18 protein-coding genes and 2 rRNA genes (1 of these 20 cut by a window edge) are annotated in these 23,488 nt (G+C 49.9%); 12 read left to right on the plus strand and 8 right to left on the minus strand.

Annotated elements, in window-relative coordinates; genetic code table 11:
- The 7 genes from PHT49_01125 to PHT49_01155 all read left to right on the plus strand — a co-directional run.
- Positions 1-1,972: ribosomal RNA gene (locus tag PHT49_01125) — 23S ribosomal RNA — on the plus strand (it extends 1,000 nt beyond the left edge of the window).
- Between the two features lie 74 nt (positions 1,973-2,046).
- A 5S ribosomal RNA gene (gene rrf, locus PHT49_01130) occupies positions 2,047-2,163 on the plus strand.
- A gap of 58 nt (positions 2,164-2,221) precedes the next feature.
- Positions 2,222-2,818: an IMP cyclohydrolase gene (locus PHT49_01135; GenBank protein ID MDD5450483.1), complete on the plus strand. Its 597-nt coding sequence runs from the start codon at positions 2,222-2,224 to the stop codon at positions 2,816-2,818.
- A 306-nt stretch (positions 2,819-3,124) separates the two neighbouring features.
- Entirely contained in the window at positions 3,125-4,429 is a 1,305-nt protein-coding gene (locus tag PHT49_01140) for a pyridoxal phosphate-dependent aminotransferase (protein ID MDD5450484.1), read from the plus strand.
- 538 nt (positions 4,430-4,967) lie between these two features.
- Positions 4,968-6,242: a histidine--tRNA ligase gene (gene hisS, locus PHT49_01145; protein ID MDD5450485.1), complete on the plus strand. Its 1,275-nt coding sequence runs from the start codon at positions 4,968-4,970 to the stop codon at positions 6,240-6,242.
- Complete coding sequence (gene aspS, locus PHT49_01150) at positions 6,242-8,017, plus strand: aspartate--tRNA ligase (GenBank protein ID MDD5450486.1); 1,776 nt, start codon at positions 6,242-6,244, stop codon at positions 8,015-8,017. Before hisS ends, aspS begins: the two co-directional genes overlap by 1 nt.
- Positions 8,018-8,156: 139 nt before the next feature.
- Complete coding sequence (locus PHT49_01155) at positions 8,157-9,959, plus strand: EAL-associated domain-containing protein (protein ID MDD5450487.1); 1,803 nt, start codon at positions 8,157-8,159, stop codon at positions 9,957-9,959.
- Positions 9,960-9,969: 10 nt separating this feature from the next.
- Here the strand turns inward: PHT49_01155 and PHT49_01160 are convergent, their stop codons facing one another.
- On the minus strand, positions 9,970-10,938 hold the full coding sequence (locus tag PHT49_01160) for a hypothetical protein (GenBank protein ID MDD5450488.1): 969 nt from the start codon (positions 10,936-10,938) through the stop codon (positions 9,970-9,972).
- Between the two features lie 234 nt (positions 10,939-11,172).
- On the opposite strand from PHT49_01160, the gene PHT49_01165 reads away from it, so the two are divergent.
- Positions 11,173-11,931 carry an AAA family ATPase gene (locus PHT49_01165; protein MDD5450489.1) on the plus strand — a complete coding sequence of 253 codons (759 nt, stop codon included), beginning with the start codon at positions 11,173-11,175 and terminating at the stop codon, positions 11,929-11,931.
- 53 nt (positions 11,932-11,984) lie between these two features.
- Complete coding sequence (gene folE2, locus PHT49_01170; GenBank protein ID MDD5450490.1) at positions 11,985-12,776, plus strand: GTP cyclohydrolase FolE2; 792 nt, start codon at positions 11,985-11,987, stop codon at positions 12,774-12,776.
- Positions 12,777-12,787: 11 nt separating this feature from the next.
- Here the strand turns inward: folE2 and PHT49_01175 are convergent, their stop codons facing one another.
- The 7 genes from PHT49_01175 to pilM form a co-directional block, all read right to left on the minus strand.
- On the minus strand, positions 12,788-13,483 hold the full coding sequence (locus tag PHT49_01175; GenBank protein ID MDD5450491.1) for an L-threonylcarbamoyladenylate synthase: 696 nt from the start codon (positions 13,481-13,483) through the stop codon (positions 12,788-12,790).
- Positions 13,484-13,511: 28 nt separating this feature from the next.
- On the minus strand, positions 13,512-15,281 hold the full coding sequence (gene purD / locus PHT49_01180) for a phosphoribosylamine--glycine ligase (GenBank protein MDD5450492.1): 1,770 nt from the start codon (positions 15,279-15,281) through the stop codon (positions 13,512-13,514).
- 442 nt (positions 15,282-15,723) lie between these two features.
- A complete protein-coding gene (gene pilQ / locus PHT49_01185; protein ID MDD5450493.1) occupies positions 15,724-18,360 on the minus strand; it encodes a type IV pilus secretin PilQ in 2,637 nt (878 codons plus the stop codon).
- Complete coding sequence (locus PHT49_01190; GenBank protein MDD5450494.1) at positions 18,360-18,884, minus strand: pilus assembly protein PilP; 525 nt, start codon at positions 18,882-18,884, stop codon at positions 18,360-18,362. Before PHT49_01190 ends, pilQ begins: the two co-directional genes overlap by 1 nt.
- 22 nt (positions 18,885-18,906) lie before the next feature.
- Positions 18,907-19,533 (minus strand): type 4a pilus biogenesis protein PilO, encoded by a 627-nt coding sequence (locus PHT49_01195; protein MDD5450495.1) that lies wholly within the window; start codon positions 19,531-19,533, stop codon positions 18,907-18,909.
- Positions 19,530-20,138 carry a PilN domain-containing protein gene (locus tag PHT49_01200; protein ID MDD5450496.1) on the minus strand — a complete coding sequence of 203 codons (609 nt, stop codon included), beginning with the start codon at positions 20,136-20,138 and terminating at the stop codon, positions 19,530-19,532. Before PHT49_01200 ends, PHT49_01195 begins: the two co-directional genes overlap by 4 nt.
- The gene (gene pilM, locus PHT49_01205; protein MDD5450497.1) at positions 20,135-21,187 is read right to left on the minus strand and encodes a type IV pilus assembly protein PilM; all 1,053 of its coding nucleotides are present in this window, start codon (positions 21,185-21,187) and stop codon (positions 20,135-20,137) included. The genes PHT49_01200 and pilM overlap by 4 nt, the downstream gene beginning before the upstream one ends.
- 619 nt (positions 21,188-21,806) lie before the next feature.
- Between pilM and PHT49_01210 the strand changes: the two genes are divergently transcribed.
- The 3 genes from PHT49_01210 to PHT49_01220 all read left to right on the plus strand — a co-directional run bounded on the left by PHT49_01210 (position 21,807) and on the right by PHT49_01220 (position 23,477).
- A complete protein-coding gene (locus PHT49_01210; GenBank protein ID MDD5450498.1) occupies positions 21,807-22,478 on the plus strand; it encodes a SagB/ThcOx family dehydrogenase in 672 nt (223 codons plus the stop codon).
- A gap of 61 nt (positions 22,479-22,539) precedes the next feature.
- Positions 22,540-22,971, plus strand: coding sequence for a CBS domain-containing protein (locus PHT49_01215; protein MDD5450499.1), 432 nt, complete (start codon positions 22,540-22,542; stop codon positions 22,969-22,971).
- A 44-nt stretch (positions 22,972-23,015) separates the two neighbouring features.
- Positions 23,016-23,477, plus strand: a complete 462-nt coding sequence (locus tag PHT49_01220) for a hypothetical protein (GenBank protein ID MDD5450500.1) — start codon at positions 23,016-23,018, stop codon at positions 23,475-23,477.
- Positions 23,478-23,488: the final 11 nt, after the last annotated feature.

The following is a 23,488-nucleotide window of genomic DNA, read 5'->3' on the forward strand; positions in this document are numbered from 1 at the left end:
ATAAGATTCGTGGTCGAGAGGGAAACAACCCAGATCGCCAGCTAAGGTCCCCAAATATGTGCTAAGTGGGAAAGGATGTGGGAATGCTCAGACAACCAGGAGGTTGGCTTAGAAGCAGCCATCCTTTAAAGAAAGCGTAATAGCTCACTGGTCGAGTGATCCTGCGCCGAAAATTTAACGGGGCTCAAGCACATTACCGAAGCTGCGGGAGCCGTTGGTCTGCGGACCGGCGGTTCGGTAGGGGAGCATTCTGTTAACCTGCGAAGGTGCGTCGTGAGGCGTGCTGGAGGAGCCAGAAGAGAGTATGCTGACACGAGTAGCGATAATGTGGGTGAGAAACCCACACGCCGTAAGCCTAAGGTTTCCTGGGTAAAGTTAATCTGCTCAGGGTTAGTCGATCCCTAAGCCGAGGCCGAAAGGCGTAGGTGATGGAAAACAGGTTAATATTCCTGTACCATCAAACTGGCGTTTGAGTGAAGGGGGGACGCAGAAGGGTAGGCCATCCGGGTGTTGGACATCCCGGTTTAAGCCTGTAGGTGGGGATTCCAGGCAAATCCGGAATCCTGTTAACACTGAGGGGTGATGACGATCCGCCTTTGGCGGAACAAAGTGGCTAATCCCATGCTGCCAAGAAAAGCCTCGTAGCGAGTCAGTTTGGTGATCGTACCGCAAACCGACACAGGTAGGCGGGGAGAGTATCCCAAGGCGCTTGAGAGAACCCTGGTTAAGGAACTCGGCAAAATGACACCGTAACTTCGGGAGAAGGTGTGCCCCCATTAGGTGAAAAAATTCGCTTTTGGAGCCGAAGGGGGTCGCAGAGAAGTGGCGGGAGCGACTGTTTAATAAAAACATAGGACTCTGCGAAGTCGTAAGACGACGTATAGGGTCTGACGCCTGCCCGGTGCTGGAAGGTTAAGGGGATACGTTATTTACCTTCGGGTGGAGAAGCGTTGAACCGAAGCCCCAGTAAACGGCGGCCGTAACTATAACGGTCCTAAGGTAGCGAAATTCCTTGTCGGGTAAGTTCCGACCTGCACGAATGGCGTAACGATTTCCGCGCTGTCTCAACCAGGGGCTCAGCGAAACTGTAGTACCGGTGAAGATGCCGGTTACCCGCGACTGGACGGAAAGACCCTGTGCACCTTTACTATAGCTTGGCACTGGACTTTGGGGTTGCATGTGTAGGATAGGTGGGAGACTGTGAAATTCTGACGCTAGTCGGGATGGAGTCAACCTTGAAATACCACCCTTGTTATTCTAGAGTTCTAACCTCGGTCCCTTATCGGGATCAGGGACACTGCCTGGCGGGTAGTTTGACTGGGGCGGTCGCCTCCTAAAAGGTAACGGAGGCGCGCGAAGGTTCCCTCAGGCTGATTGGAAACCAGCCGTAGAGCGTAAAGGCATAAGGGAGCTTGACTGCGAGACTGACAAGTCGAGCAGGTACGAAAGTAGGCCTTAGTGATCCGGCGGTTCTGTATGGAAGGGCCGTCGCTCAACGGATAAAAGGTACGCCGGGGATAACAGGCTAATCTCCCCCAAGAGTTCACATCGACGGGGAGGTTTGGCACCTCGATGTCGGCTCATCGCATCCTGGGGCTGGAGTAGGTCCCAAGGGTTTGGCTGTTCGCCAATTAAAGCGGTACGTGAGCTGGGTTTAAAACGTCGTGAGACAGTTTGGTCCCTATCTGTCGCGGGCGGAGGATATTTGAGAGGAGCTGTCCCTAGTACGAGAGGACCGGGATGGACGAACCTCTAGTGTTCCAGTTGTCACGCCAGTGGCATCGCTGGGTAGCTACGTTCGGACGGGATAACCGCTGAAAGCATCTAAGCGGGAAGCCCACCTCAAGATTAGATATCCCGTGGCGTAAGCCACCTAAAGACCCCTCGGAGACTACGAGGTTGATAGGTCAGGTGTGTAAGGCCAGTAATGGTCTGAGCTTACTGATACTAATCGGTCGTGCGGCTTGACCATAATTTTATATTTTCAATGCATTTACTGATGTGGCCATATTTGTTTATCAATTGTTTTTTTGAAGAATGTGATTTTCCGGCGGCTATGGCGAGGATGAAACACCCGTTCCCATCCCGAACACGGAAGTTAAGCTCCTCAGCGCCGATGGTACTGCCCGGGCGACCGGGTGGGAGAGTAGGACGTTGCCGGGAATAAAATTTAACCCGATTCCGCCAGAGGCGGGGTCGGGTTTTTTTTGGAGGTGACTTCGTGGGGAAGATAAGACGGGCGTTAATCAGTGTAACCGATAAATCTGGCTTAGTTGAATTTGCAAAAGCTTTGGCTAGCTTTGGGGTAGAGATACTTTCCACCGGCGGCACGGCAAGACTTCTGAAGGACAATGGTATTTCAGCCGTCGAGATTTCCAAATATACCGGTTCGCCGGAGATATTGGGCGGTCGTGTTAAGACTCTTCACCCCAAGGTACACGGAGGGATCCTTTTCCGGCGGGATGATCCCGCACATGTCCAGCAGACCACCGAGCTAAATATCCCACCCATAGACTTGGTGGTAGTAAACCTTTACCAGTTTGCCCAGGCCATAGCCAAACCGAATGTTCAAATAGATGGTGCTATAGAGCAAATTGATATTGGCGGACCGACCTTGCTACGCGCTTCAGCTAAGAATTTCCGTGATGTCACGGTTATTTGTGATCCCAAGGATTATACTCGGGTGCTGGCAGAAATGGAAAAAACTAATGGCGGCACGACATTGCCCACGCGATTCGTTTTGGCCAAAAAGGTTTTCAATCTGACGAGCTCTTACGATAGGAATATCTTCGAGTACTTGGACGGGCAAACGATGTAAAAAAGAACATATTGACCTGCTGACGACGTTGTATTATTAATATCAGAAACTTGGAAACGGGCTTTTAGTTCCAGTAAATATGGAGCAAGCTGGCCGTGTCGGTGGGAGATATGGTGGAAAGAACGGCAGTTACGATTGCCTTGCTCCAGAATATGGAATGTTTAACCGTGGGTAAAAAAATGAGTTTCCAACCCGCGAAACCTGTCCCCGACTACGATCGGGGAGCGGGATTCCGGATCAAGTCCGGAATGACCGTTGTGTAAATTCCTTTCTGAGACAGTACACTAGAAAGAGGTACTCAGATTCATGCGTACGGATATCGTTCACATTGGCGCAGGAGAACTGACCTACGAGATTCGTAATATCGTTAATGTGGCGGAGAAGCTCCAGACCTTGGGCATAAAGACCAATATGGAAAACATTGGCGATCCCGTGGCCAAGGGAGAAAAAATCCCGGGTTGGATGAAGAAGATCGTATCTGAACTGGTCATGGAGGATTGCACCTACGGTTACAGCCCTACCCGTGGTCTTCTGGAGACCCGCCAGTTTATAGCGGAGCAGACTAACAAACGGGGCGGAGCACAGATTACCCCGGATGACATCATCTTTTTTAATGGTCTGGGCGATGCTATTGCCAAGGTTTATGGGCTGTTAAATCCTACAGCGCGTATTATTGGCCCCGCCCCTACCTATTCCACGCATTCCTCGGCGGAGGCCGCCCATGCCGGGGCCAGACCCATTTCTTACCAGTTAAATCCCGGAAACAGTTGGTATCCGGATATTGAAGACCTGCGCAACCGTGTTAAATATAACCCGAACGTAGCAGGCATCTTGCTCATCAACCCGGACAATCCAACGGGAGTGGTTTTTTCCGTAGATATTTTAAAAGAAATAGTTTCTATCGCCAGGGAGTATAACCTTTTCATTATCTGTGACGAGGTTTATATCAATATCGTTTACAATGGGCAAAAAACGGTCCCTATAGGTGATATTATAGGCGATGTTCCAGCCATAGCCATGCGTGGCATATCCAAGGAATTTCCCTGGCCGGGGTCCCGCTGTGGCTGGATAGAAGTCTATAACGGCCACAAAGACGTACTTTTTGAGAGATATGTACAGTCTATTCTGAATGCCAAGATGATGGAGGTCTGTTCGACCACCCTTCCGCAGAAGGCTATCCCGCGATTGGTAACCCACCCTAACTACCCGGAATATCTAAATGAGCGTATCTCCAGGTACGAGAAATTTTCCAATATTGCCTATGAGCGGCTAAAAGGCGTACCGGGTGTCTTAGTTAACCGAACCAACGGTGCTTTTTACATGAGTGTGGTATTTGAAGATGGCCGGTTAAATAACAAGCAGACCTTGCCTATTAAAAATAATGACGTGCGTGTCCATGTGGAGCGCCTGGTAAGTGCACCGGGTGTATCCCTGGACAAGAAATTTGTGTATTATTTGCTCGGTTCCACAGGTATTTGCGTCGTGCCACTGTCTTCCTTTTCTACTGACCTCCAGGGGTTCCGGGTTACACTGTTGGAACGAGACGAAAGAGAGTTCAGAAGGATTTTTGATATACTGGCGGAAAATATTGAGCGGTATTTGAAGTCTTGAAGTTCCGGCCCTCAGAAACTCCGACCTCTATGTGCTTTCGATAAGGATATCAACTACGGTATCCCCTTAATTTATCGGCCATTTTAGGACTTTCCCCAAAAATCGCAGCAGATTATAACCACGTGTTGATTTTTATCCAATTTTTGCATTATGGAAGCTGTCATTCCTTCGCTTCACGGCTTGCGCAGTGACCCTTTCGGGGCTTGCAGGCGGGGAAGGGTTACCCCTTCCAGCCTCTAAAGGGCTGGCTTTCCCCTTCCTGCTCGCCCTCGAAGGGTGCCCCACTCCTCCAGCAAGTTTTGCTCAGGAACAACGGCTTCCATAAGAATGTGGGAAAGCCCTAATCGGCCATTTCTATTGACTTTTTTGCCTCTATACGTTAAGAAAGCACCATAATCAGCGAGTTAAAATAAGCGCATAGCTCAAACTTCTATTTTTCACTCCCATCCTGTCCTCCCTCTTTGAGGAAGGCGGGGTTGGGAGGGGTGGACTTGTGCGGCAACCCCCGGGGTTGCCATAGTTTTTAGGGGAGAGAAAAATGCCCATACCGGGTATTCGCGGCTTCAAAGATATCTTGCCTGAAGAGGCGAAAAGATGGCAGCATATAGAAAAGATGGCCAGAGACGTCTTTCGCTGTTTTGGGTTTAATGAGATCCGAATTCCTATCCTGGAGAAGACAGAGCTTTTTGCACGAAGTATTGGTGAAACTACCGACATCGTGGAAAAGGAGATGTACACCTTTGTTGACCGTAGCGGCGAGAGCCTTACCTTACGGCCGGAGGCTACGGCCTCCATCCTGCGGGCCTTTATTGAGCATGGGTTATATGCCCAGGACAAGATACAAAAACTCTATACTATTGGCCCTATGTTTCGCCACGAAAGGCCGCAGAAAGGCCGTTACCGGCAGTTTCATCAGATAAATGCCGAAACCATCGGTTTAGATAGCCCGGCCATTGATGCTGAGTTGATGACTATGGCTATGCATATCCTAAGCACTCTGGGCATATCCGGCGTGGAATTGCAGATAAATTCCCTGGGGTGCTCTCATTGTCGGCCGCAATTCCGCCGGGATTTACAGGCATTTCTCGGAACAAGGCAGGCCGGGCTTTGTCCTGATTGTCAGCGCCGCACCGTATCCAATCCGCTTCGAGTCTTAGATTGTAAGGTAGAAAGATGCCGGGCGGCGCTTGAGGGTATGCCTTCTTTATCCGCGTATCTTTGTCCGGACTGTAAAACCCATCTCCATGCAGTAGAGAAACGGCTCCTGTTATTTGGTGTTCCTTATACGATAAATCCCCTTATGGTGCGTGGTCTTGATTATTACACCCGGACGACGTTTGAGATTACCAGTCTGGCTTTAGGGGCGCAGAGTGCCGTGGCCGCCGGGGGACGCTATGATGGCCTGATTAAAGAATTGGGAGGCCCAGATTTGTCCGGGATGGGCTTTGCCATAGGGATGGAGAGGTTATCTTTGTTAATAGGTGACTTGCAAAAAATAGGGGAGGAACCTATCTTATTTGTGGCGGCCATGGGTGAAAATGCCTGTGTTATGGCCGCCCGTATCGCACACAGATTAAGACTGGCCGGGATACAGGCCGAGATAGATTACGAAGGGCATAGCCTGAAGAGTCAGATGAGGCGCGCAGGCAAGATCGGCGCCTCTCTGGTTTTAATCGTGGGTGATGACGAACTGGCCAGGAATAGTGTTACTATGCGGGATATGAGATCCAGCCGGCAATGGGCGGTTGATTTTAATGATGATATCGAGGCGTTGGTTCGCCGTATAGGTGAGGAAATGGGGAGGGTTGTTTAATGTCCGGCGCGGAGGGTTGGAAGAGGACTCATTACTGTGCATCACTTGGTATGGCTGAGATTGGCAACGAGGTGACGCTCATGGGCTGGGCGCACCGCCGGCGTGATCATGGCGGGCTTATTTTTGTTGACCTCCGCGACCGCGAGGGGATCACGCAGATAGTGTTTGACCCCAGCGTCAGCCAGGAAGCCCATACCCGGGCCGAGGCGGTGCGCAGTGAGTATGTGCTTGCTGTACAGGGAAAGGTGAGGAGGCGGCCGGAAGGCATGGAAAATCCAAACCTGAAGACCGGGGCAATAGAGGTGGTAGTGCATAAGGTCTGTGTACTAAACGCCGCCAAGACACCCCCTTTCCCGCTGGAAGAAGAAGTTGATGTCTCGGAGAATCTCAGGCTTCGTTATCGCTACCTCGATCTCCGGCGTCAAAATATGGCCGCCAACTTTCGGCGGCGGCATCAAGCGGCCTCGGTCATAAGGAGGTATCTGGAAGAAAACGGCTTCTGGGAGATAGAGACGCCTTTTCTTACCAAGAGCACCCCGGAAGGGGCGCGGGATTATCTGGTGCCGAGCCGGCTCAACCCCGGCCGGTTTTATGCCCTTCCCCAGTCGCCGCAGCTATTCAAGCAGCTTTTGATGGTAGCCGGCATGGACCGCTATTATCAGATAGTGCGGTGCTTTCGGGACGAGGATCTGCGGGCCGACCGCCAGCCGGAATTTACCCAAGTGGACATGGAGATGTCTTTTATCACCGAAGAAGACGTATATGTATTGGTGGAAGGGATGATGTCCAGGCTGTTTCAGGAGGTCTTGGGGGTATCTACGGTTACTCCGTTCCCCTGTCTTTATTACCACGAGGCCCTGACCCGTTTTGGGACGGACAAGCCGGATATGCGCTTTGGCCTGGAGCTGCGCGACATCTCTTCTCTCATGGCCGGGAGCCAATGTAAGGTCTTTGCGGATGTAGTGGCCAGAGGTGGCGTGGTGAAGGCCCTTCCGGTTAGATCTGGTTATGATTTCTCACGCAAAGAGTTGGATGACCTGACCCAGTTTGTTGGTCAATACGGGGCCAAGGGGCTGGCCTGGATAAAGATTAAACCAGAGGGATGGCAATCACCTATTGCCAAGTTTTTCTCTGATGAAGAGAAGAAGGCCCTTGGAGAGGCACTGGATCTCCAGACGGGAGATATAGTCTTTTTTGTGGCCGACACCATGGCTACTGCTTGCCGGGCCCTTGGAGAACTCAGATTACATTTAGCCGGGCGGCTGAATCTTATCCCGGAGGGTGATTTTAGATTTGTATGGATAAAAGATTTTCCGCTTCTGGAATATGACGCCGAAGAAAAGCGCTATGTAGCCGTACATCACCCTTTTACCGCTCCGGCGACCAAGGATATAGATAAGTTAAAAACTTCTCCCGGGGAAGTTATGGCCCGGGCCTACGACTTGGTATTGAACGGGATAGAGATTGGCGGGGGGAGCATCAGGATACATCAAGCCGAGGTACAGCAGAAGGTTTTTGAGGCCTTGGGTATTGGTGAAGCGGCCCAGGATAAGTTTGGTTTCCTTCTGGAGGCGCTGGAGATGGGCGCTCCGCCTCATGGAGGCATTGCCTTTGGTCTGGACCGGCTTTTGATGCTCATGTGCGGGCGATCGACCATCCGTGATGTCATCGCCTTTCCCAAGACACAGAAGGCAGTTTGCCTGCTTACGGAGGCGCCGTCTTCGGTCAGCATGACCCAGTTGGCCGAGCTATATCTTAAGCCGGACTGGAGCTAAAAGAGTTGCAAAAGTTTCAGAAGGTGCAATAATAGAACAGGCGCCTGTCCCCGGCCGACCTGAGGCGCACCTGTCGAGAGGCTATACTATAAATGATGGGAGGTGATTGAGGGTGGCTAAATGGAATCGATCCAGGAGGGTGCTCGAGCACGAGCATACTGAGTTTTGGCGTCATGAACTGAAGGACGTCTCTGAACCCAACCTCCAGCGCGAAGTTTTTCCTTACGATGAGGTCTGCCGTGTAGATTTTGACCACAAGTTGATTGCTATTGATCCGGCGGAAGAGATATTTATTACCGATACCACTTTTCGTGACGGTCAGCAGGCCAGGCCGCCTTACACTGTAGAACAAATCTGCGACATCTTTGATCTCCTGCACCGTCTGAGCGGACCAAACGGCGTCGTGCGTCAAAGCGAGTTTTTCCTTTACAGTAACAAAGATAAAGAAGCGGTGCGGCGCTGTCTGGATAAGGGATACCGTTATCCGGAGATAACAGGCTGGATCAGGGCTAAGGCTGAGGATTTAAAGCTAGTCAAAGAGATGGGTCTTAAAGAGACCGGCATCCTGACCTCAGTCTCTGATTACCATATCTTTTTCAAGCTAAAGAAAAAACGTTCTCAGGTCATGAGGGATTATCTGCGTATTGTGCAGACTGCCCTTGACCACGGAATCGTTCCCCGATGCCATTTTGAGGACATAACCAGGGCCGATATCTATGGCTTTTGTGTGCCTTTCGCCATAGCGCTTATGAAACTGAGGGAACAGAGCGGTATCGATGTCAAGATAAGACTTTGTGATACCCTGGGTTACGGCGTAACCTATCCGGGTGCGGCCCTGCCCCGCAGTGTGCCAAAGTTGGTGCGGGCCATGATTGATGATGCCGGGGTCCCTGGCCACCTTTTGGAGTGGCATGGGCACAATGACTTCCATAAGGTATTTATCAATGCCACTACCGCCTGGCTCTATGGATGTGCGGGAGCTAACGGGACATTGCTTGGTTTTGGTGAACGGACAGGCAACGCCCCGATCGAGGGATTGATCGTCGAATATATAAGCCTGTTGGGGCGCACTAATGGAGTTGATACTACGGTAATAACCGAGATCGCCGAATATTTTGAAAAGGAACTGGATTATCACATCCCGTCTAATTATCCCTTTATCGGTTCTGACTTTAATGCCACCCGGGCCGGGGTACACGCGGACGGCCTGATCAAGAATGAGGAAATATATAACATATTTGATACGCAGAAGATACTCAACCGTCCTATAACCATAATAATCGGCGACAAGTCCGGTGTAGCCGGCATTGCCCATTGGATTAATAACCGGTTAGGTCTTGCCGGTGAGTCGCAGGTGGACAAGCGGCATCCCGGGATTGCGCATATCTATAAATGGGTAGTGGAACAGTATGAGGCGGGTCGGGTGACCGCCATATCCAATGAGGAGATGGAGATGCAGGCCAGGAAGCATCTGCCTGAGTTATTCATCTCTGAGTTCGATAAACTGAAGAAAAAGGCCTATGACCTCGCGGCCCATTTAATAGAAGAAATAGTAGAAAGAGAAGAGATAAAGACTATGAAGGCTAAGGCCCAGGAACCTGTACTACAGAAGTTCCTGGATGCTAATCCATTTATCCAGTTTATCTATGTCACGAATACCGAGGGCCGCAAGATCACTAAGAATATTACGCACGTTAAGGACCGGGCCAAGTATGAAACGTTTAAGCTGGATAGAGATTTCTCTGATCGCCCCTGGTTTATCAATCCGTTAAAGGACGGGAAGGTTCATGTCACAGATTTCTATACCTCCAAGATAACCGGGGCCCTCTGCATCACGGTTTCCGCGCCAATCCGCAGCGACAAAGAAGAGATCGTGGGTATTCTGGGCGCGGATATTCGCTTTGAAGACCTGGCCAAGATGGAGAAGAACGGGGATATCTGACAGTCATGACTCAAACAAGGTGCAGCACTTTTCTGGCCTCAGCAGTGGGGAGGGCTTTTACTCGGCTAAATATCGTTTCGCACGCCTTATAGTCCAATTTATCTACAAATGCCTTTAACCGGACTTCTTCCGCCAGATGGGGCGTGGGTTGTTCTTGTGTTGGCAAAAGTTCTTCCTTGGTCAAAAGGCTTACGTAGATCAGGCTCCGGGCGGCCAGTAACTTCCCTAACGCCTCGTTAAATTTTCCTCTGAACATATAGTGCAAGGTTAGCAGGTCACCCGGTGGTGATATAAAATCAACAGCTCTCCCCCCTTGTTTGTAGCTGAGATTGCGGGAGGGCTCGGCCAGGATGAAGACCTGTTTTACATTGTGTTGGTGAGCGTTTTTTATTTTTAAGAGCGCCGTGCGTAAGGCAAAATGGATGTACCCCGCTTCTATGTAGATGGTTTTATCCTTGAATCTATTTTCTCTGATAAAGTCAGTAATCGCCTCAGCCCGCATCTGGTCACGGAGTTTTATACGTTGGGCATCCTGAGAGGCAAAGTCCATTACGGCCCAGGTGGTTTCCGCAAAGGACTTATCTACGGACTGGTAGTAGTTCAGTAAGGCCCCAAAGGTCATATTCTCTGCATCATAGACGGCCTTCATCTCCGGCTGGTGTGTCAGATCGGCAGGTTTTAAGCCCTTTTCAACCGATTCATGGATCTCGTTTAACTTTGCCAGGTAAGGTTCAATCTGGGTGACCAACTTACCTCGTCTATAGCAATCTTGTAATAGATGATAGATTTGCCCTGAGTATATCGGGAAAGATAGGTCAGTCTGTTCGAGATAGCCGGGAATAGGAATTTCTCCTTCCAGCATGGTCTGGAACGATGGATGGGGCGGTTCTTCGAGGATAATAACGTCAGATCTTGCGAATACGTTTTTAAGGAAGGGGATCGCCTCTGCCCGATGTGCGGAAAGACCGATAGTGATCATAGTTTGGAATCATAGATGAAAAAATGATAATATTTCAAAAGTTAAGTTTAGCATAAGAAATAAGATTAAGGTAAAAAATAGGGTTATCTTTTTCCTTTAGATATGAAAAATATTTAACTGGACAAACTCGCTGGCTTACATTAAGTTTTTTGAAAAGCTTTCAGCAGTCAGTTCGCCGAAAAAATCTTTCTAATAGCTGACGGCTTATGGCTGATAGCTATACGAAGGTCAATTATGAAATTAGCGGTAAGCGGTAAAGGTGGTGTAGGTAAGACCACGGTTTCTGCTCTCCTGGCCTATCTTTTTGCCCAAAAACGAATGAATGTCCTGGCCATTGATGCCGACCCTAGTCCCCATCTGGCCGATGCATTGGGATTTCCGGAGGCTGCCAACATCACGCCTCTGGCTGAGATGAAGGAGCTCCTTATGGAGCGTTCGGGCAGTCAAGGAGGGGCATTCTACAACCTTAATCCCTGCGTGGAAGATCTCCCGGAAAGATTTATGGTAACCAGGGACAACATACGTCTGATGGTGCTGGGTTCTGTGCAAAAGGGAGGAAGCGGGTGCGCCTGTCCGGAGAACATGGTCTTGCGGACGCTGGTAAGGAAACTTTTCACCTCGGAATCCGAGGTTATTATCCTGGACATGGAGGCTGGTGTTGAACACTTGGGCCGGGCTACGGTGCAGGCCGTGGATGCCCTTTTAATAGTGGTAGAGCCTTCTAGGGGGAGTATCGAGACGGCGGAGAAGATCGTTCGTCTGGCTAGGGAGATTGGGCTTAATCGAATCTTTCTGGTCGGAAATAAGGTGAGAAATGAATCAGATAAAGAATATATTACTGCCCGCATAAAAGAATTGCCCTTTGCCGGCTTTCTGCCCCTGGATGCAAAAGTTTTAGAGGCTGAAAGGGAGGGGGTGCCGCCCTTTGTGGCCAGTACCGAGTTAAGAGAGGCGGGGGAAAACATTATAAAGCAAGTGATGAGTAATGGGTGATTTTAGCTGAAAGCTATGAAGTAGGACAGGAGGCTCGCCTGTCGAGATGAGTGATGATTGATATTCAGAACCAAAGAGACCATCGCAATATAGACATTGACAAGGTGGGGGTCAAGAACATCCGGTACCCTATCACTGTGCTGGACAAGGCAAACGGTGTCCAGCAGACGGTAGCCAGCGTCAATATGTATGTCAACCTCCCCCATAAGTTCAAGGGAACACACATGAGCCGGTTCGTGGAGATACTCAATGAGTTCCGGGGCGAGATAAATATTAAAAAATTTGATAACATCTTAGACGAGATGCAAAAAAGGCTAAAGGCGGAGTCTGCTCATCTGGAGATAGAATTCCCCTACTTTATCGAGAAAAAGTCCCCGGTAAGTCGGACTCCCGGTTTGCTGGAGTACCGCTGTCGCATCAGCGGATCCAGGCAAAAGAGGAAAAAGAAAGACATTGTCCTGCGTGTGGAAGTACCCATCACCACGGTCTGTCCCTGCTCAAAAGAGATTAGTGAGTTCGGCGCGCATAACCAGAGGGGCGAGGTGCGGGTAAGCATACGTTTTAAAAAATTTGTCTGGATAGAAGATATTATCCGTTTGGTCGAGAATTCCGCCTCGTGTGATGTCTATTCCATTCTAAAGCGGCCGGACGAAAAATTCGTTACCGAGAAGGCTTATCAAAACCCTATGTTTGTGGAGGACGTAGTTCGCAGCCTGGCCGAGAAACTCTCCAACAATCCAGAGATAACCTGGTTTGCCGTGGAGGCGGAAAATTTCGAGTCCATCCACAATCATAGCGCCTATGCGTTTATTGAGAGACAGGTAATGCTGAAGGCTCAAAGCTGAAAGCTGAAGGCTCATAAGGAAAGCATTCTTTTGATTTCGGAGACCGGAACATCTCCCTCCCTCACTATTCGCGGCGGTGAAAGGGTTACATCAATAATCGTTGAGCCTTTGATCCCTTTAGTTTCGCCGGCATCAAGTATCAGATCTACTCCTTCGCCAAGTTGGTTACAGACGTCCTGAGCTGTGATTGGGTCCTTACCACCTGAGAGATTGGCGCTGGTGGCGGTGAAGGGAAGGCCAAAGGTCAACGCGATAGACCGGGCAACTGGGTGGGAGGATATGCGGATGCCCACCGTATCTGTTCCGCCGGTGAGAAGGGAGGGCAGACCCTTTTTGGCCTTGAATATAATAGTCAGGGGGCCGGGCCAGAAGCTGTCCATGAGCTTTTCCGCTACGGCCGGAATGTCGCTTACCAGGCTATGTAATTGGTCCTTTTCAGCGATGATTACCAGGAGGGGTTTGGCATACCCACGGTGTTTGAGGGCGAAGACCCTTTTAAGGGCCTGTTCATTTAAGGTATCAGCGCCTAACCCATAAAAAGTTTCGGTAGGGAAGGCCACCAGCCCGCCTTCTTTGAGGATCGAGCAGGCCTTGCGTATCGCCGCCTGGTCAGGATGTCGGGCATCCACCTTAAGAGTGACGAGGGACGAGGGACGAGGGATGAGTAATGGACTCTGGAGCATAAGTCTTTTCTTTTTCCCACTCATCACTCAGTACTCATAACGCATCATTTATTTATACAGGTCCTAGCCGATTGGCCTTTTCTTCCACTTCCTGCGCCATATTCACTTTATGTTTTCTCAATTCTTCCGCGATGTGGGGATATTTCAAGGCCAAGATTTGCGCTGCAAAGATAGCGGCATTCCTGGCCCCGGCCTTGCCAATAGCCATAGTAGCTACTGGGATACCGGGCGGCATCTGGACGGTGGAAAGGAGGGAGTCAAGGCCATTCAGGGCCGAGGAATTTATGGGTACCCCGATAACCGGCAGGGTAGTTTCAGAGGCGATGACTCCGGCCAGGTGGGCGGCAGCGCCGGCACCGGCAATGATAATTTCCAAGCCGCGCTCCGCGGCTTGTTGTGCATATTCATGTGTCCTCTGCGGAGACCGATGGGCAGAGGCGATGGTAATTTCATAGGAGATACCCATTTTTTTAAGTACGGAAGTTGTCTCAACCATGACAGGCAGGTCCGAGTCACTGCCCATGACAATGCCTACTAAAGGACTGTTTCCCTGATTTTTCAGGGCCTTGCGTCCAATATCCTTACGGGAATAGACGCCTTCCCACTTGATGCGGCCCACTGCCTCATAGGCGCATTTAATTGCCTGCTTGTAATCGCTGCCAAAAGCGGTTACTCCCAGGACCCGGCCGCCATTTGTTACAACACTGTTACCCTTGATGGCCGTGCCGGCGTGGAAGACGATAACATCTTTCCTTTTTGAAACGGCAGCGAGACCCTGAATGATCTTACCTCTTTCATAACTTCCCGGGTATCCCTGCGAGGCCATAACCACGCAGACCGCCGGGCGGGGATCCCAGTCAATAGAAAGATTGCCGAGCGTACCGTCGATGGCAGCCTGCATGATCCTGACCAAGTCGCCTTTCATGCGCACCAGGATAGGCTGGGCCTCCGGGTCGCCAAAGCGGCAATTGAATTCCAGTACCTTGGCCTTTCCTTCCTTGATGATAAGGCCGGCATATAAGACTCCGCGGTACGGCTGCCCTTCTGCAACCAGGGCCTTTATGGTGGGCTGCATAATTTCTTTCATGATTTGCTGGTACAACTGAGGGGTGACCAGCGGCGCCGGGGAATAGGCCCCCATACCCCCTGTGTTTGGGCCGCGATCCCCGTCAAAAATAGCCTTATGATCTTGCGAGGTGGCCAGCGGCAGAACGGTCCTGCCGTCTGTGACGGCCATGAAAGAGACCTCTTCGCCCTCCAGGAATTCCTCGATGATTATTTTATTACCGGCCTCACCAAAGGCCTTCTTTTGTATAATGAGGTCGACGGCAGCCGCTCCTTCTTCATAACTTTGGGCGACTATTACGCCCTTGCCCGCAGCCAGGCCGTCGGCCTTAATTACCAGGGGGAATGCAGCCTTTTTTAGGTATGCCATGGCCTTATTAGTTGATGTAAATACCTCGTACTTGCCGGTGGGGATATGGTACTTATCCATAAGCTTTTTGGCAAATACTTTACTGCCTTCAATAGCCGCAGCCTCCTTACCCGGACCAAATATGGATAATTTTTTGGCAGAAAAGAGATCTACAATGCCCAGAGTTAGCGGCGTCTCCGGCCCGACCACGGTCAGATCTATCTTTTTGTTCAGGGCAAATGCACACAGCGCCTTAATGTCTTCAGCGGAAATATTCACGCATTCAGCCGGTGTACTTATACCGGCGTTGCCCGGCGCACAGTAGATTTTTTTTACTAAAGGACTCTGGGCAATTTTCCAGACCAGAGCATGCTCACGGCCACCTGAGCCTACAACGAGGACTTTCATGTTATGCTCCTTGCGTTCAAATACATAACGCTTTCCGCGAATTTTAAATGTCAAAACCCAAAGTTCAAATGAAGTTCAAATGACAAATGTCTCTACCTCCGGCGGATTCTATTTGAGCTTTGGCATTGATTTGAACTTTGAATTTTGGACTTAGCTTTTACTACCCTTACCAACGGATTCTGTCAAGAGAAACAACAGGTTATTAGGGATGGGCAATGATGGGTGGTGAGAGTAATAAAAGGGCAGGAGAGAGGCATCTATAGTGAATGTCATTAGTCAGTAGTCATTTGTCACTGGTAAAAGTGATCAATCTTCCACAGTTAACCAATGACCGATGACTAATGACCAGTGACGTTGCCTATAAAAGCTCGAAGCTAAAGGATTGCGAGTTGCGGCTTCAAAGAGCCCGAACCTCGTAACTCGCAACCCGAAAAGCTGACAGCTAATCCATCTTGACGGTATTTGCAGACAGGAAGATCAGAAGCTCAGTCCGTTCTGTTATATCGCTTTCGCCTTTAAAGAGCCAGCCCAATACCGGAACCTTGGATAATACAGGCACACCTGCTATACTCTTTGTTTTCTTTTCATAAATGATCCCGCCGATCACCACGGTCTCGCCGTCATTAATCAGGAGTTCCGTCTTTGCCTCCCGGATGTCAAGAGCCGGCGTGCCTTGCACGGTCTTAGTCCAGTCCGGCTCATCTTTTTTGGCCGTTATATTCAGGCCGATACGGTTGTCCGGCGTTATATGGGGAACCACGGTCAGTTTAAGCGTGGCCTCCACAAATTCCGTGGAGATACCGTCCTGAGTCTGCTTGAGATACGGTATCTTGGCGCCCTGTTGGATATACGCCTCTTTGTTATCCAGGGTAGTAATCTTTGGTGAGGAGACTATGTGTACCTTGCCGTCACTCTCCATGGCCAGGAGGCGCACATCCAGACTAGGCATGGTAGCGCCTACTCGCCCAAGGGAAAACCCGATGGCACCCAGTGCGTCAGCAGTAGCCGGTATGCCGGGATTAACCGCGAAGTTATTTGTGGAGTCGAGCCGTCCCTGTACGGAGAACGTCCCATGGTCTCCGGATTTTGTTCCTGTTCCTCCCCACTGCACCCCCAACTCACGTGAGAAATCGGCCGTGGCCTCCACAATACGCGCTTCGATAAGCACCTGCCTGGTTGGCTCATCCAAAGAGCTTACTATAGCCTTAGCGTCTTCGATTACGGTCGGGGTGTCTTTTATTACGATCTTATTGGTACGTTCATCGAATGTAACCGAACCCCGTTCACTTCTGATCTTATCGACCTGATCCTTTAATTTTTCGGCCTTTCCGTAGTTGACCTGGATATACTCCGTGGCCATGGGTTCTGCCTGCTGCACCTCCAGGAGGCGTTTATTTTCTTCCGCCACCCTGGACAAGGGGGCAACACGGATGACATTGCCGGTTTTTACCATTCCCAGGCCCCTGGCCGCCAAGACCACATCCAGGACCTGATCCCAGGGTACTTTGTCCAATTTCAGGGTTACCTTGCCGGTTACATCGTCGCTGGCCACAATATTCAGTTTGCTTACCTCGGCCAGCAATCTCAGGACGTTATGGATATCGGCATTCTGGAAGTCCAGGGATATTTTTTGGCCGGTATAGACCTTATTCGGGCCAAAAGGCATTTCTACCCTGGCAAGGCCATCGTCTATAGGCGCGGCCGTATCCTTGGACAGATCGCTGAATTCCGGAGGCAAGACGGCGTCCTTGTCTATGGCCACTTCATCCTTTGCCGGTAGTTTTGCAGCCTCTGGTGTAAGCTCCGGCGCCATTTGGGCCAACTGGTCGGGTTTTGGGGGGACGGTTGTGGCCGCAAATTCCAGTTGGATAGTATTTTCCTTTTCTACGGTCTGGAAGGGGACCCCATCCCGCATCCTTATGGTAATGTCCACGGTATTTTTTGCGGACCGGGACTGCTGCGGGATTATCCCCTCTACCGCGCCCTTAAAATAGCCGGTGTCATAAGGTCTGGCCAACGACCTGGGCAACAGAGCCTGCCCCAAACGCAGCAGTACAGTGGTTTTGGCGACGTTAATTACCTTGTAAGGTAATTTCCGGTCGGCTTTCACCGTAAGGCGGACTTTGCCTTCATCCAGAGGCTCGAAGTCTATAGCTTCTATAGTCCCGACCGAAGGTAATACCATCGGTTCGGGTTTCCGGCTTTCCTGACGGAGGCGGGCCGTGGCCTGCTTGCCGATCCACAGCGTAATGGTCCCGGCAACCTGGTCGATAGAATAAGGGAACATCTCCGTCTTTTTAGAGTCGAAAACAATGCGGGCCCCGTCTGCTTTTACGGCCATACGAATCTTTTTTAAGAGATCATTCTGGACAGAGACCGCTCTCTTTGGATATACGAGTTTAATTCCAGGGATGTCTATAACCAGTCTGGACGGGTCAGACAATGTAAAGGACTTGGCCCTGGGCAGTATCCCGTCACCGGAGATAAGCACTTTTACCGTCCCTTTTGCGGGGGCATCTACCGCCACATCAACTATGCCTTTGGCCGGAGACATAGCGACTGAACCGGCCGTGGTCTCGAGCGCTTTTTCCGGTTCCTCCTCCGCCTTAAGTTCCGAATCGGGTTCTGGCGCAGACTCTTCTTTTACGGCAACGACAGGGCCCCTTTGAAAAGCAATAACTACACCCTTATCCATACGGGTAACGGTATAGAGAATATCTTTCACCAGTGCGATTTCTATGCGGGAATAGGCCGACAGTCTATCGCCGGAAAATATGCCTTTTATAGCCTTAATAATTCTGGTATCAAAATCTGTGGGGAACACTACCCGACTTACGTCTGCTTCCGGGATATCAATAATTATGGCCAGGGGATTGACCTGTTTAAAGGCCGTATATGTTAGCGGATCTTTCCCCTCGATAGTAACCCGAAGTGTGGATTCATCTTGGGAGACGGTAACAGACTCAATCTCCTGGATTGATGTTGGTTTTGATGCCGCATGAGCTGTACCAAACGGCAACCAGAGGCCGAGGCCCAGGAATACTATAATGGCCAGAACCTGTATTCTAATCCAGCCCATTAATCTTCTCCTTCCCCTGATCCACTTAACCTGAGTATCACGGGTCGTTTTCTTATTTTTCCGGTAAAATCTTTCACCGTTTCCGTGACTACCACGCGGTCTGCCAGGATGCCGGTTACAACGCCTTCCTGTGTCCCCACCCGGCTTCCTGTACGCAAGATGTAACCCCTGCCCGATGCGTCTTCCACCATGGCGTAGGGATCCCTGCTATTTGCAATGACTGCGACCAGCGTCAACTGACCAATATCCAGGCCTTGCAGCGGTAAGGCCACGCCGCCGGCCGATACGGTTTTTGATTTATCCCCTGTCTTTTCTTCTGATATAAAGGGCTTAAACGGATCCGGCTTTCCGATCGGGTTATAAGAATATTTTTCCGGCATCCCGATTTCGTCGTTCACCCCGGAGCTAGGAGAGGCGGCTTCGGTTTTCTGAGACCCTTTATTCGGCACACTTAGGGGGGGTTCCGTTTTCTTGTCCTTGCAGCCGGCAAAGATAAGCATCAGGCACATCAAACTGCACGCCATCAGCCGGATACTCTTGTCGCAACTATTGCAACTCGTTGTTTTTCTGTTTATCTTCACCAGGCTCGCCCTCTACAAATCGGTACGTGGTGGCCAGACAGGAGGTCTTTACCATCATCGCGCCATGTGCCTTTTTGGGATCAGTCATAGAGACATTAGAGATATTGACTATGCGCGGCAACTTGCTCACTCTGTCAAAAAATACGGCCACGTTGTGGTATGGCCCCTCAACGATAATCTCTACAGGTATTTCGGCATAAAAATCCTTAGGCGCCTCTTCTTTCGGCTTAAAAAGAATAAATTCCAGGCCCGCTTCGTTTCCCAGGCTTGAAATGTTGGTCAGCAGGGAGGGGATCTCTTTCTTATCCGGGAGGAGCAACAGGGCCTGTTGGAATTGGGCCTTGGTAGCCTCAAGCTCAGCCTTAAATTGTGCCAGATTAGCGGCTTTATGTTTGGCCTTGTCCAGGGTGGCCTGTGCGTCTTCAAGCTCCCCGCGCAGCTTCCCGATCTTTCTGAACTGGGGGCCGATCAAAATGACGACAAAAATCGCTACCAGGGCCGCAAGTATGCCGATATAAATCAAGATCTTCTGCTTAAAGGGCAACCCGGTAACTATATGTTCTATCTTGGGTGGCAGACTTAACCCTTTCATGCCTTTTTCTCATCCTTCTTTTTTTGGTCGGCAGGCTGCTCCGCTATAGACGGCTCTACCGAAGCCCCCCTGATCTCGCAAGTGATGCTAAACTGCATCAATTTCACGCTGTTGACCGTCTCCTGGGCCGAATTTATTAAGTCCACATTGGTAAAATAAGGAGAAGCGGCCAGGCTCTTCATATATAAGGCTATAGTGCCGTTATCCATGGCCACTCCTTCCAGGAGGAGCTTATTTTCGGTCTGTTTGACGGCCTTGAGCCATAACCTTTTTTCCGGCACATTTGTGCTTATTTCATCCAGCATGTGTACCGGCCCGGTTTTATTTCTCTGCAACCGGCCAAGGACATCGAGCTTTTTCTGGATTAAGTCCTTTTGTTTTTTTTGCTCTTCGAGTCCCTGGACAACCTTATTGTACTCACCTATCTCATTTCGGGCCTCCCCGATATCAGCAGTCAACGATTTTATCTGATACGAAAAGGAAATACCCAGATAAGCCATGGCTAAAACAATAAAGAATACGGACAGAAGGCATACCGATAATTGTTTACGGATGTTTTCCTTCTTCTTGGCTAATCTGACTGGTAAGAGGTTTATTTTAATCATAGCTCTACACTTCTCAGGGCCAGGCCGATAGCTATAGCGGCTTGTGGGCCTACTTGGCCTATATACTCCGGATCAAACCGGTCAGGGTCCACATCTATGCGGGCAAAGGGATCAAATATTTCCACCGGGATATCTGTCTCCAGGCGTAAGATATCGCTGAGTCCGGCGATCTTGGCCGATCCGCCGCTCAGCACAATCTTGGCCAGACTATGGTCCGGATAGTTTGCGTAATAGAAGTCAATGGCCCGCCTTATTTCCATCGTCCAGAGGGAACATGTAGAAGAAAATATCTCCTCAAGGATTGGCCTATTATCGCCGTTCACATTGCCGCTTATCTTCAAAATTTCCGCCTGATCGTATGGCAGACCAAGCTTAGATCGAATCTGGTCCGTGATCTGATCGCCGCCAAAGGAGGCATCCCGGGTAAAAGTAGAGACGCCGTTGATCAAGATGTTGATATTAATCTTGGAGGCCCCGATATCTACCAGGGCGATGTTCTGATCTTGCGTGTCGTAATTGGCTTCATAGGCATTTTCCAGCGCAAATGGATCGACATCGATAATGGTAGGAACAAGATTGGCATCGCGAATTAACTCAGAGTATTCGTCTATAGTTTCGCGCTTTGCAGCCACCAGCATAACGTCCATGCGGTCTTTTTTCTCTGTGCTCGCTCCCAGTATCTGGAAATCGATATAGACGTCGTTAATATCAAAAGGAATATACTGTGCGGCCTCAACCGCGATATTATCCTCCAGTTCCTTATCACTCATAAGCGGCATGTTTATCTTCTTTATAATAACCGAATAACCGGCGATAGATGCCGCTGTGCGCCTGCCCGCTGTTTTTAAATTGTTCACCAGCGCGGCTATAATATCGGCCACCTGTGCCCGCTCCTTTACCACTCCTTCGACAATGGCCTGTGCGGGGACAGCCGCTATACCAAAGTTTTTCAGTTGTAACCCATGGGAAGAGTCTGTTACCTCGGCTACCTTTATAGAATGGGAGCCGATATCTAACCCCAGGGCAAATTTTTGTTTTTTAAAAAACATATTTTGTGTTTTCTTCTCCAGAGATTGTTAAAAAATCCATATTATCCTAAATCCCCTTCGCCTCATTTTAGCAAAGGGAGATGGGGGATTTGTAAAATATTTTTAGGAAGTTATAATTTTTTAACATTGTTTTTATAGTTATACCTCATAAATATATCCGGCTGTCAAGTTATCATTTTCAGTTAATCAGTTGTATCGGCAAGTTATAATATATGCTTAAACATTTTGACAGTTTTTTATTTGCAACCCAAAATCGTGTACTAATCTGCCGGAGGTTTTGTTTGCAAAAAATATTCCAGGACATGGAGAAAAAAGCTCAACGATCAAAATTAACCAAAGAGCCACTGCGTGTAGTCAATCAATGATGATGGCTTCGTAAAAAGTAACAAATTACCGCAGAGGTCGCAGAGAACGCTGAGATAACATATTGAATAGTCTAGAGTTTTTCTCTGCGGACTTGGCGTGCTCAGCGGTGAAAAGATTTTTTTACGAATTCATCAATTTTAATATAGTCCGAACAGCGAAGGGTAATTATTCAGGTTGGATTTCTTGTTGTATGCCTGTATAATTATTAGTGTATGGAGATAAGGAATCCCGATACTATTAATAAAGTAATGTCATGAATACCCTGGGTATCCTTTTTATGGCCTCTCTAATTTTCCTGCCCATCTTCGCTCTGGCCCAGACCCATACGGACGTCCCGCTTCCCAAGCCCTCCTTTACCGGCAGAAGGTCCGTGGAAGAGGCCATCAAGGCCCGGCGAACCATCCGCCATTTTAAGGCGAAGGCCCTGAATCTGGAGCAGCTTTCCCAAATCCTCTGGGCCGCCTATGGCATCACCGCAAATGGCCTTTACAAATCCGTACCGTCGGCAGGGGCCCTCTATCCACTGGATATCTGGGTGGCCGCGGGCAAAAATGGAGTAGAAGGACTGGAGGCCGGAGTCTATCACTATATCCCGAAGGCGCATAGACTGACCCAGGTGAAGGCTGGAGAGGTTCGGGACGATATCGCCAAGGCCTCACTTTACCAGAACTGGATGGCTGAGGCCCCTGTTATCTTCATAATAACCGGGGAATATGAACGGTGTACCCGGAAATATGGAGAAAAGGGCATCTCTTATACCTACATCGAGGCCGGACACGCCGGGCAGAACATCTTTCTCCAGGCCGGGGTCCTGGGGCTGGGGGCCGGCATTGTGGGGGCCTTTAACAACGACGTGATCCGGCAGGCGCTGGGGATCAGCAGAAATTACGATCCTATCTTGATTATGCCGGTGGGATATAAATGAAGAGCCCGCCTTCAGAGGACTTACAATGACCTTTTAAAAAACGTTCATTGGGAGATATGCCATGTCTATCGGTGAGATTTGCATCCGTGAGGTGGTCATCGCCAGGGCCACAGACTCTATCTATAAAGCGGCCCAGCTCATGCGGGATTATTCAGTACGTACCGTAATAATTACCGAAAAGAGACATCCCATAGGTATCCTGACCGACCGGGACATAACCATCAGGGTGGTGGCCGAGGGGAGGGATCCGCAACAGAGTCTGGTCAAAGATGTTATGAGCGCCCGGCTGCTCACCGTAAGGGAATCGGCAAGTGTGGGAGATGGTATCCGGATTATGCGCGGCAGGGGCATTCGGCGTCTTCCGGTAATAGATCAGCAAGGCAAGCTGGTCGGTATCGTGACCTTGGATGATTTGATAGACCTCCTGGCCGAAGAGATGTCTGCTTTAGCGGGGTTAATCAGATACGAACAGGAGAAGGAAAGACAAAAATAACGGAAAGCAGGATTGATTCCTGTGGACAGGGCTCGGAGGCCATCGTGCAGTTTGAGAGTAAATTGATCCCCATCATGAGGGAAGGGGTTGAAGTCATCAAAATGATTTTTTTCAAGAAATTGAAGGCCTATCTCTCTCAGAAGTACCCTGAGCGCGAGGCATTGTATATCAATAAACTGTCCGGGGCCGTTATCAATGATCTCTTTGGCACGCCTAATCCGGGAGAACCTTTTGCGACCTTTGTGAAAGAAAACAGGGCCTGCATCGCAGAGGAAATGGACCATCTCGCCACTGAATTCGAGGGGATGAGCATTCCGCTGACCGATGCCCTCCGCGTTCAGTTTCTCTGCGACAATCAGGAGGGTATCGACAGTTCACACATCCTTACCCGGGCCAAGGAACTCCATATCTTGCTCGTGGACCGGGAAGTTCCCTTGCCGCGCCATTTTCTGGATCTGGCACGCAAACTGGGCAGCGCATTCGGCTTCCTGGTTCCTCAGGTATAATGGAACACTAC

The organism is Desulfovibrionales bacterium (assembly GCA_028715605.1).
Lineage (GTDB): Bacteria > Desulfobacterota > QYQD01 > QYQD01 > QYQD01 > QYQD01.

Excerpts from the sequence above, each read along its gene's own strand:
- PHT49_01140 (MDD5450484.1), top strand. The coding sequence starts at position 3,125 with ATGCGTACGGATATCGTTCACATTGGCGCAGGAGAACTGACCTACGAG.
- hisS (MDD5450485.1), top strand. The coding sequence starts at position 4,968 with ATGCCCATACCGGGTATTCGCGGCTTCAAAGATATCTTGCCTGAAGAG.
- aspS (MDD5450486.1), top strand. The coding sequence starts at position 6,242 with ATGTCCGGCGCGGAGGGTTGGAAGAGGACTCATTACTGTGCATCACTT.
- PHT49_01160 (MDD5450488.1), bottom strand. The coding sequence starts at position 10,938 with ATGATCACTATCGGTCTTTCCGCACATCGGGCAGAGGCGATCCCCTTC.
- PHT49_01165 (MDD5450489.1), top strand. The coding sequence starts at position 11,173 with ATGAAATTAGCGGTAAGCGGTAAAGGTGGTGTAGGTAAGACCACGGTT.
- folE2 (MDD5450490.1), top strand. The coding sequence starts at position 11,985 with ATGATTGATATTCAGAACCAAAGAGACCATCGCAATATAGACATTGAC.
- PHT49_01175 (MDD5450491.1), bottom strand. The coding sequence starts at position 13,483 with ATGAGTGGGAAAAAGAAAAGACTTATGCTCCAGAGTCCATTACTCATC.
- purD (MDD5450492.1), bottom strand. The coding sequence starts at position 15,281 with ATGAAAGTCCTCGTTGTAGGCTCAGGTGGCCGTGAGCATGCTCTGGTC.
- pilQ (MDD5450493.1), bottom strand. The coding sequence starts at position 18,360 with ATGGGCTGGATTAGAATACAGGTTCTGGCCATTATAGTATTCCTGGGC.
- PHT49_01190 (MDD5450494.1), bottom strand. The coding sequence starts at position 18,884 with ATGGCGTGCAGTTTGATGTGCCTGATGCTTATCTTTGCCGGCTGCAAG.
- PHT49_01195 (MDD5450495.1), bottom strand. The coding sequence starts at position 19,533 with ATGAAAGGGTTAAGTCTGCCACCCAAGATAGAACATATAGTTACCGGG.
- PHT49_01200 (MDD5450496.1), bottom strand. The coding sequence starts at position 20,138 with ATGATTAAAATAAACCTCTTACCAGTCAGATTAGCCAAGAAGAAGGAA.
- pilM (MDD5450497.1), bottom strand. The coding sequence starts at position 21,187 with ATGTTTTTTAAAAAACAAAAATTTGCCCTGGGGTTAGATATCGGCTCC.
- PHT49_01210 (MDD5450498.1), top strand. The coding sequence starts at position 21,807 with ATGAATACCCTGGGTATCCTTTTTATGGCCTCTCTAATTTTCCTGCCC.
- PHT49_01215 (MDD5450499.1), top strand. The coding sequence starts at position 22,540 with ATGTCTATCGGTGAGATTTGCATCCGTGAGGTGGTCATCGCCAGGGCC.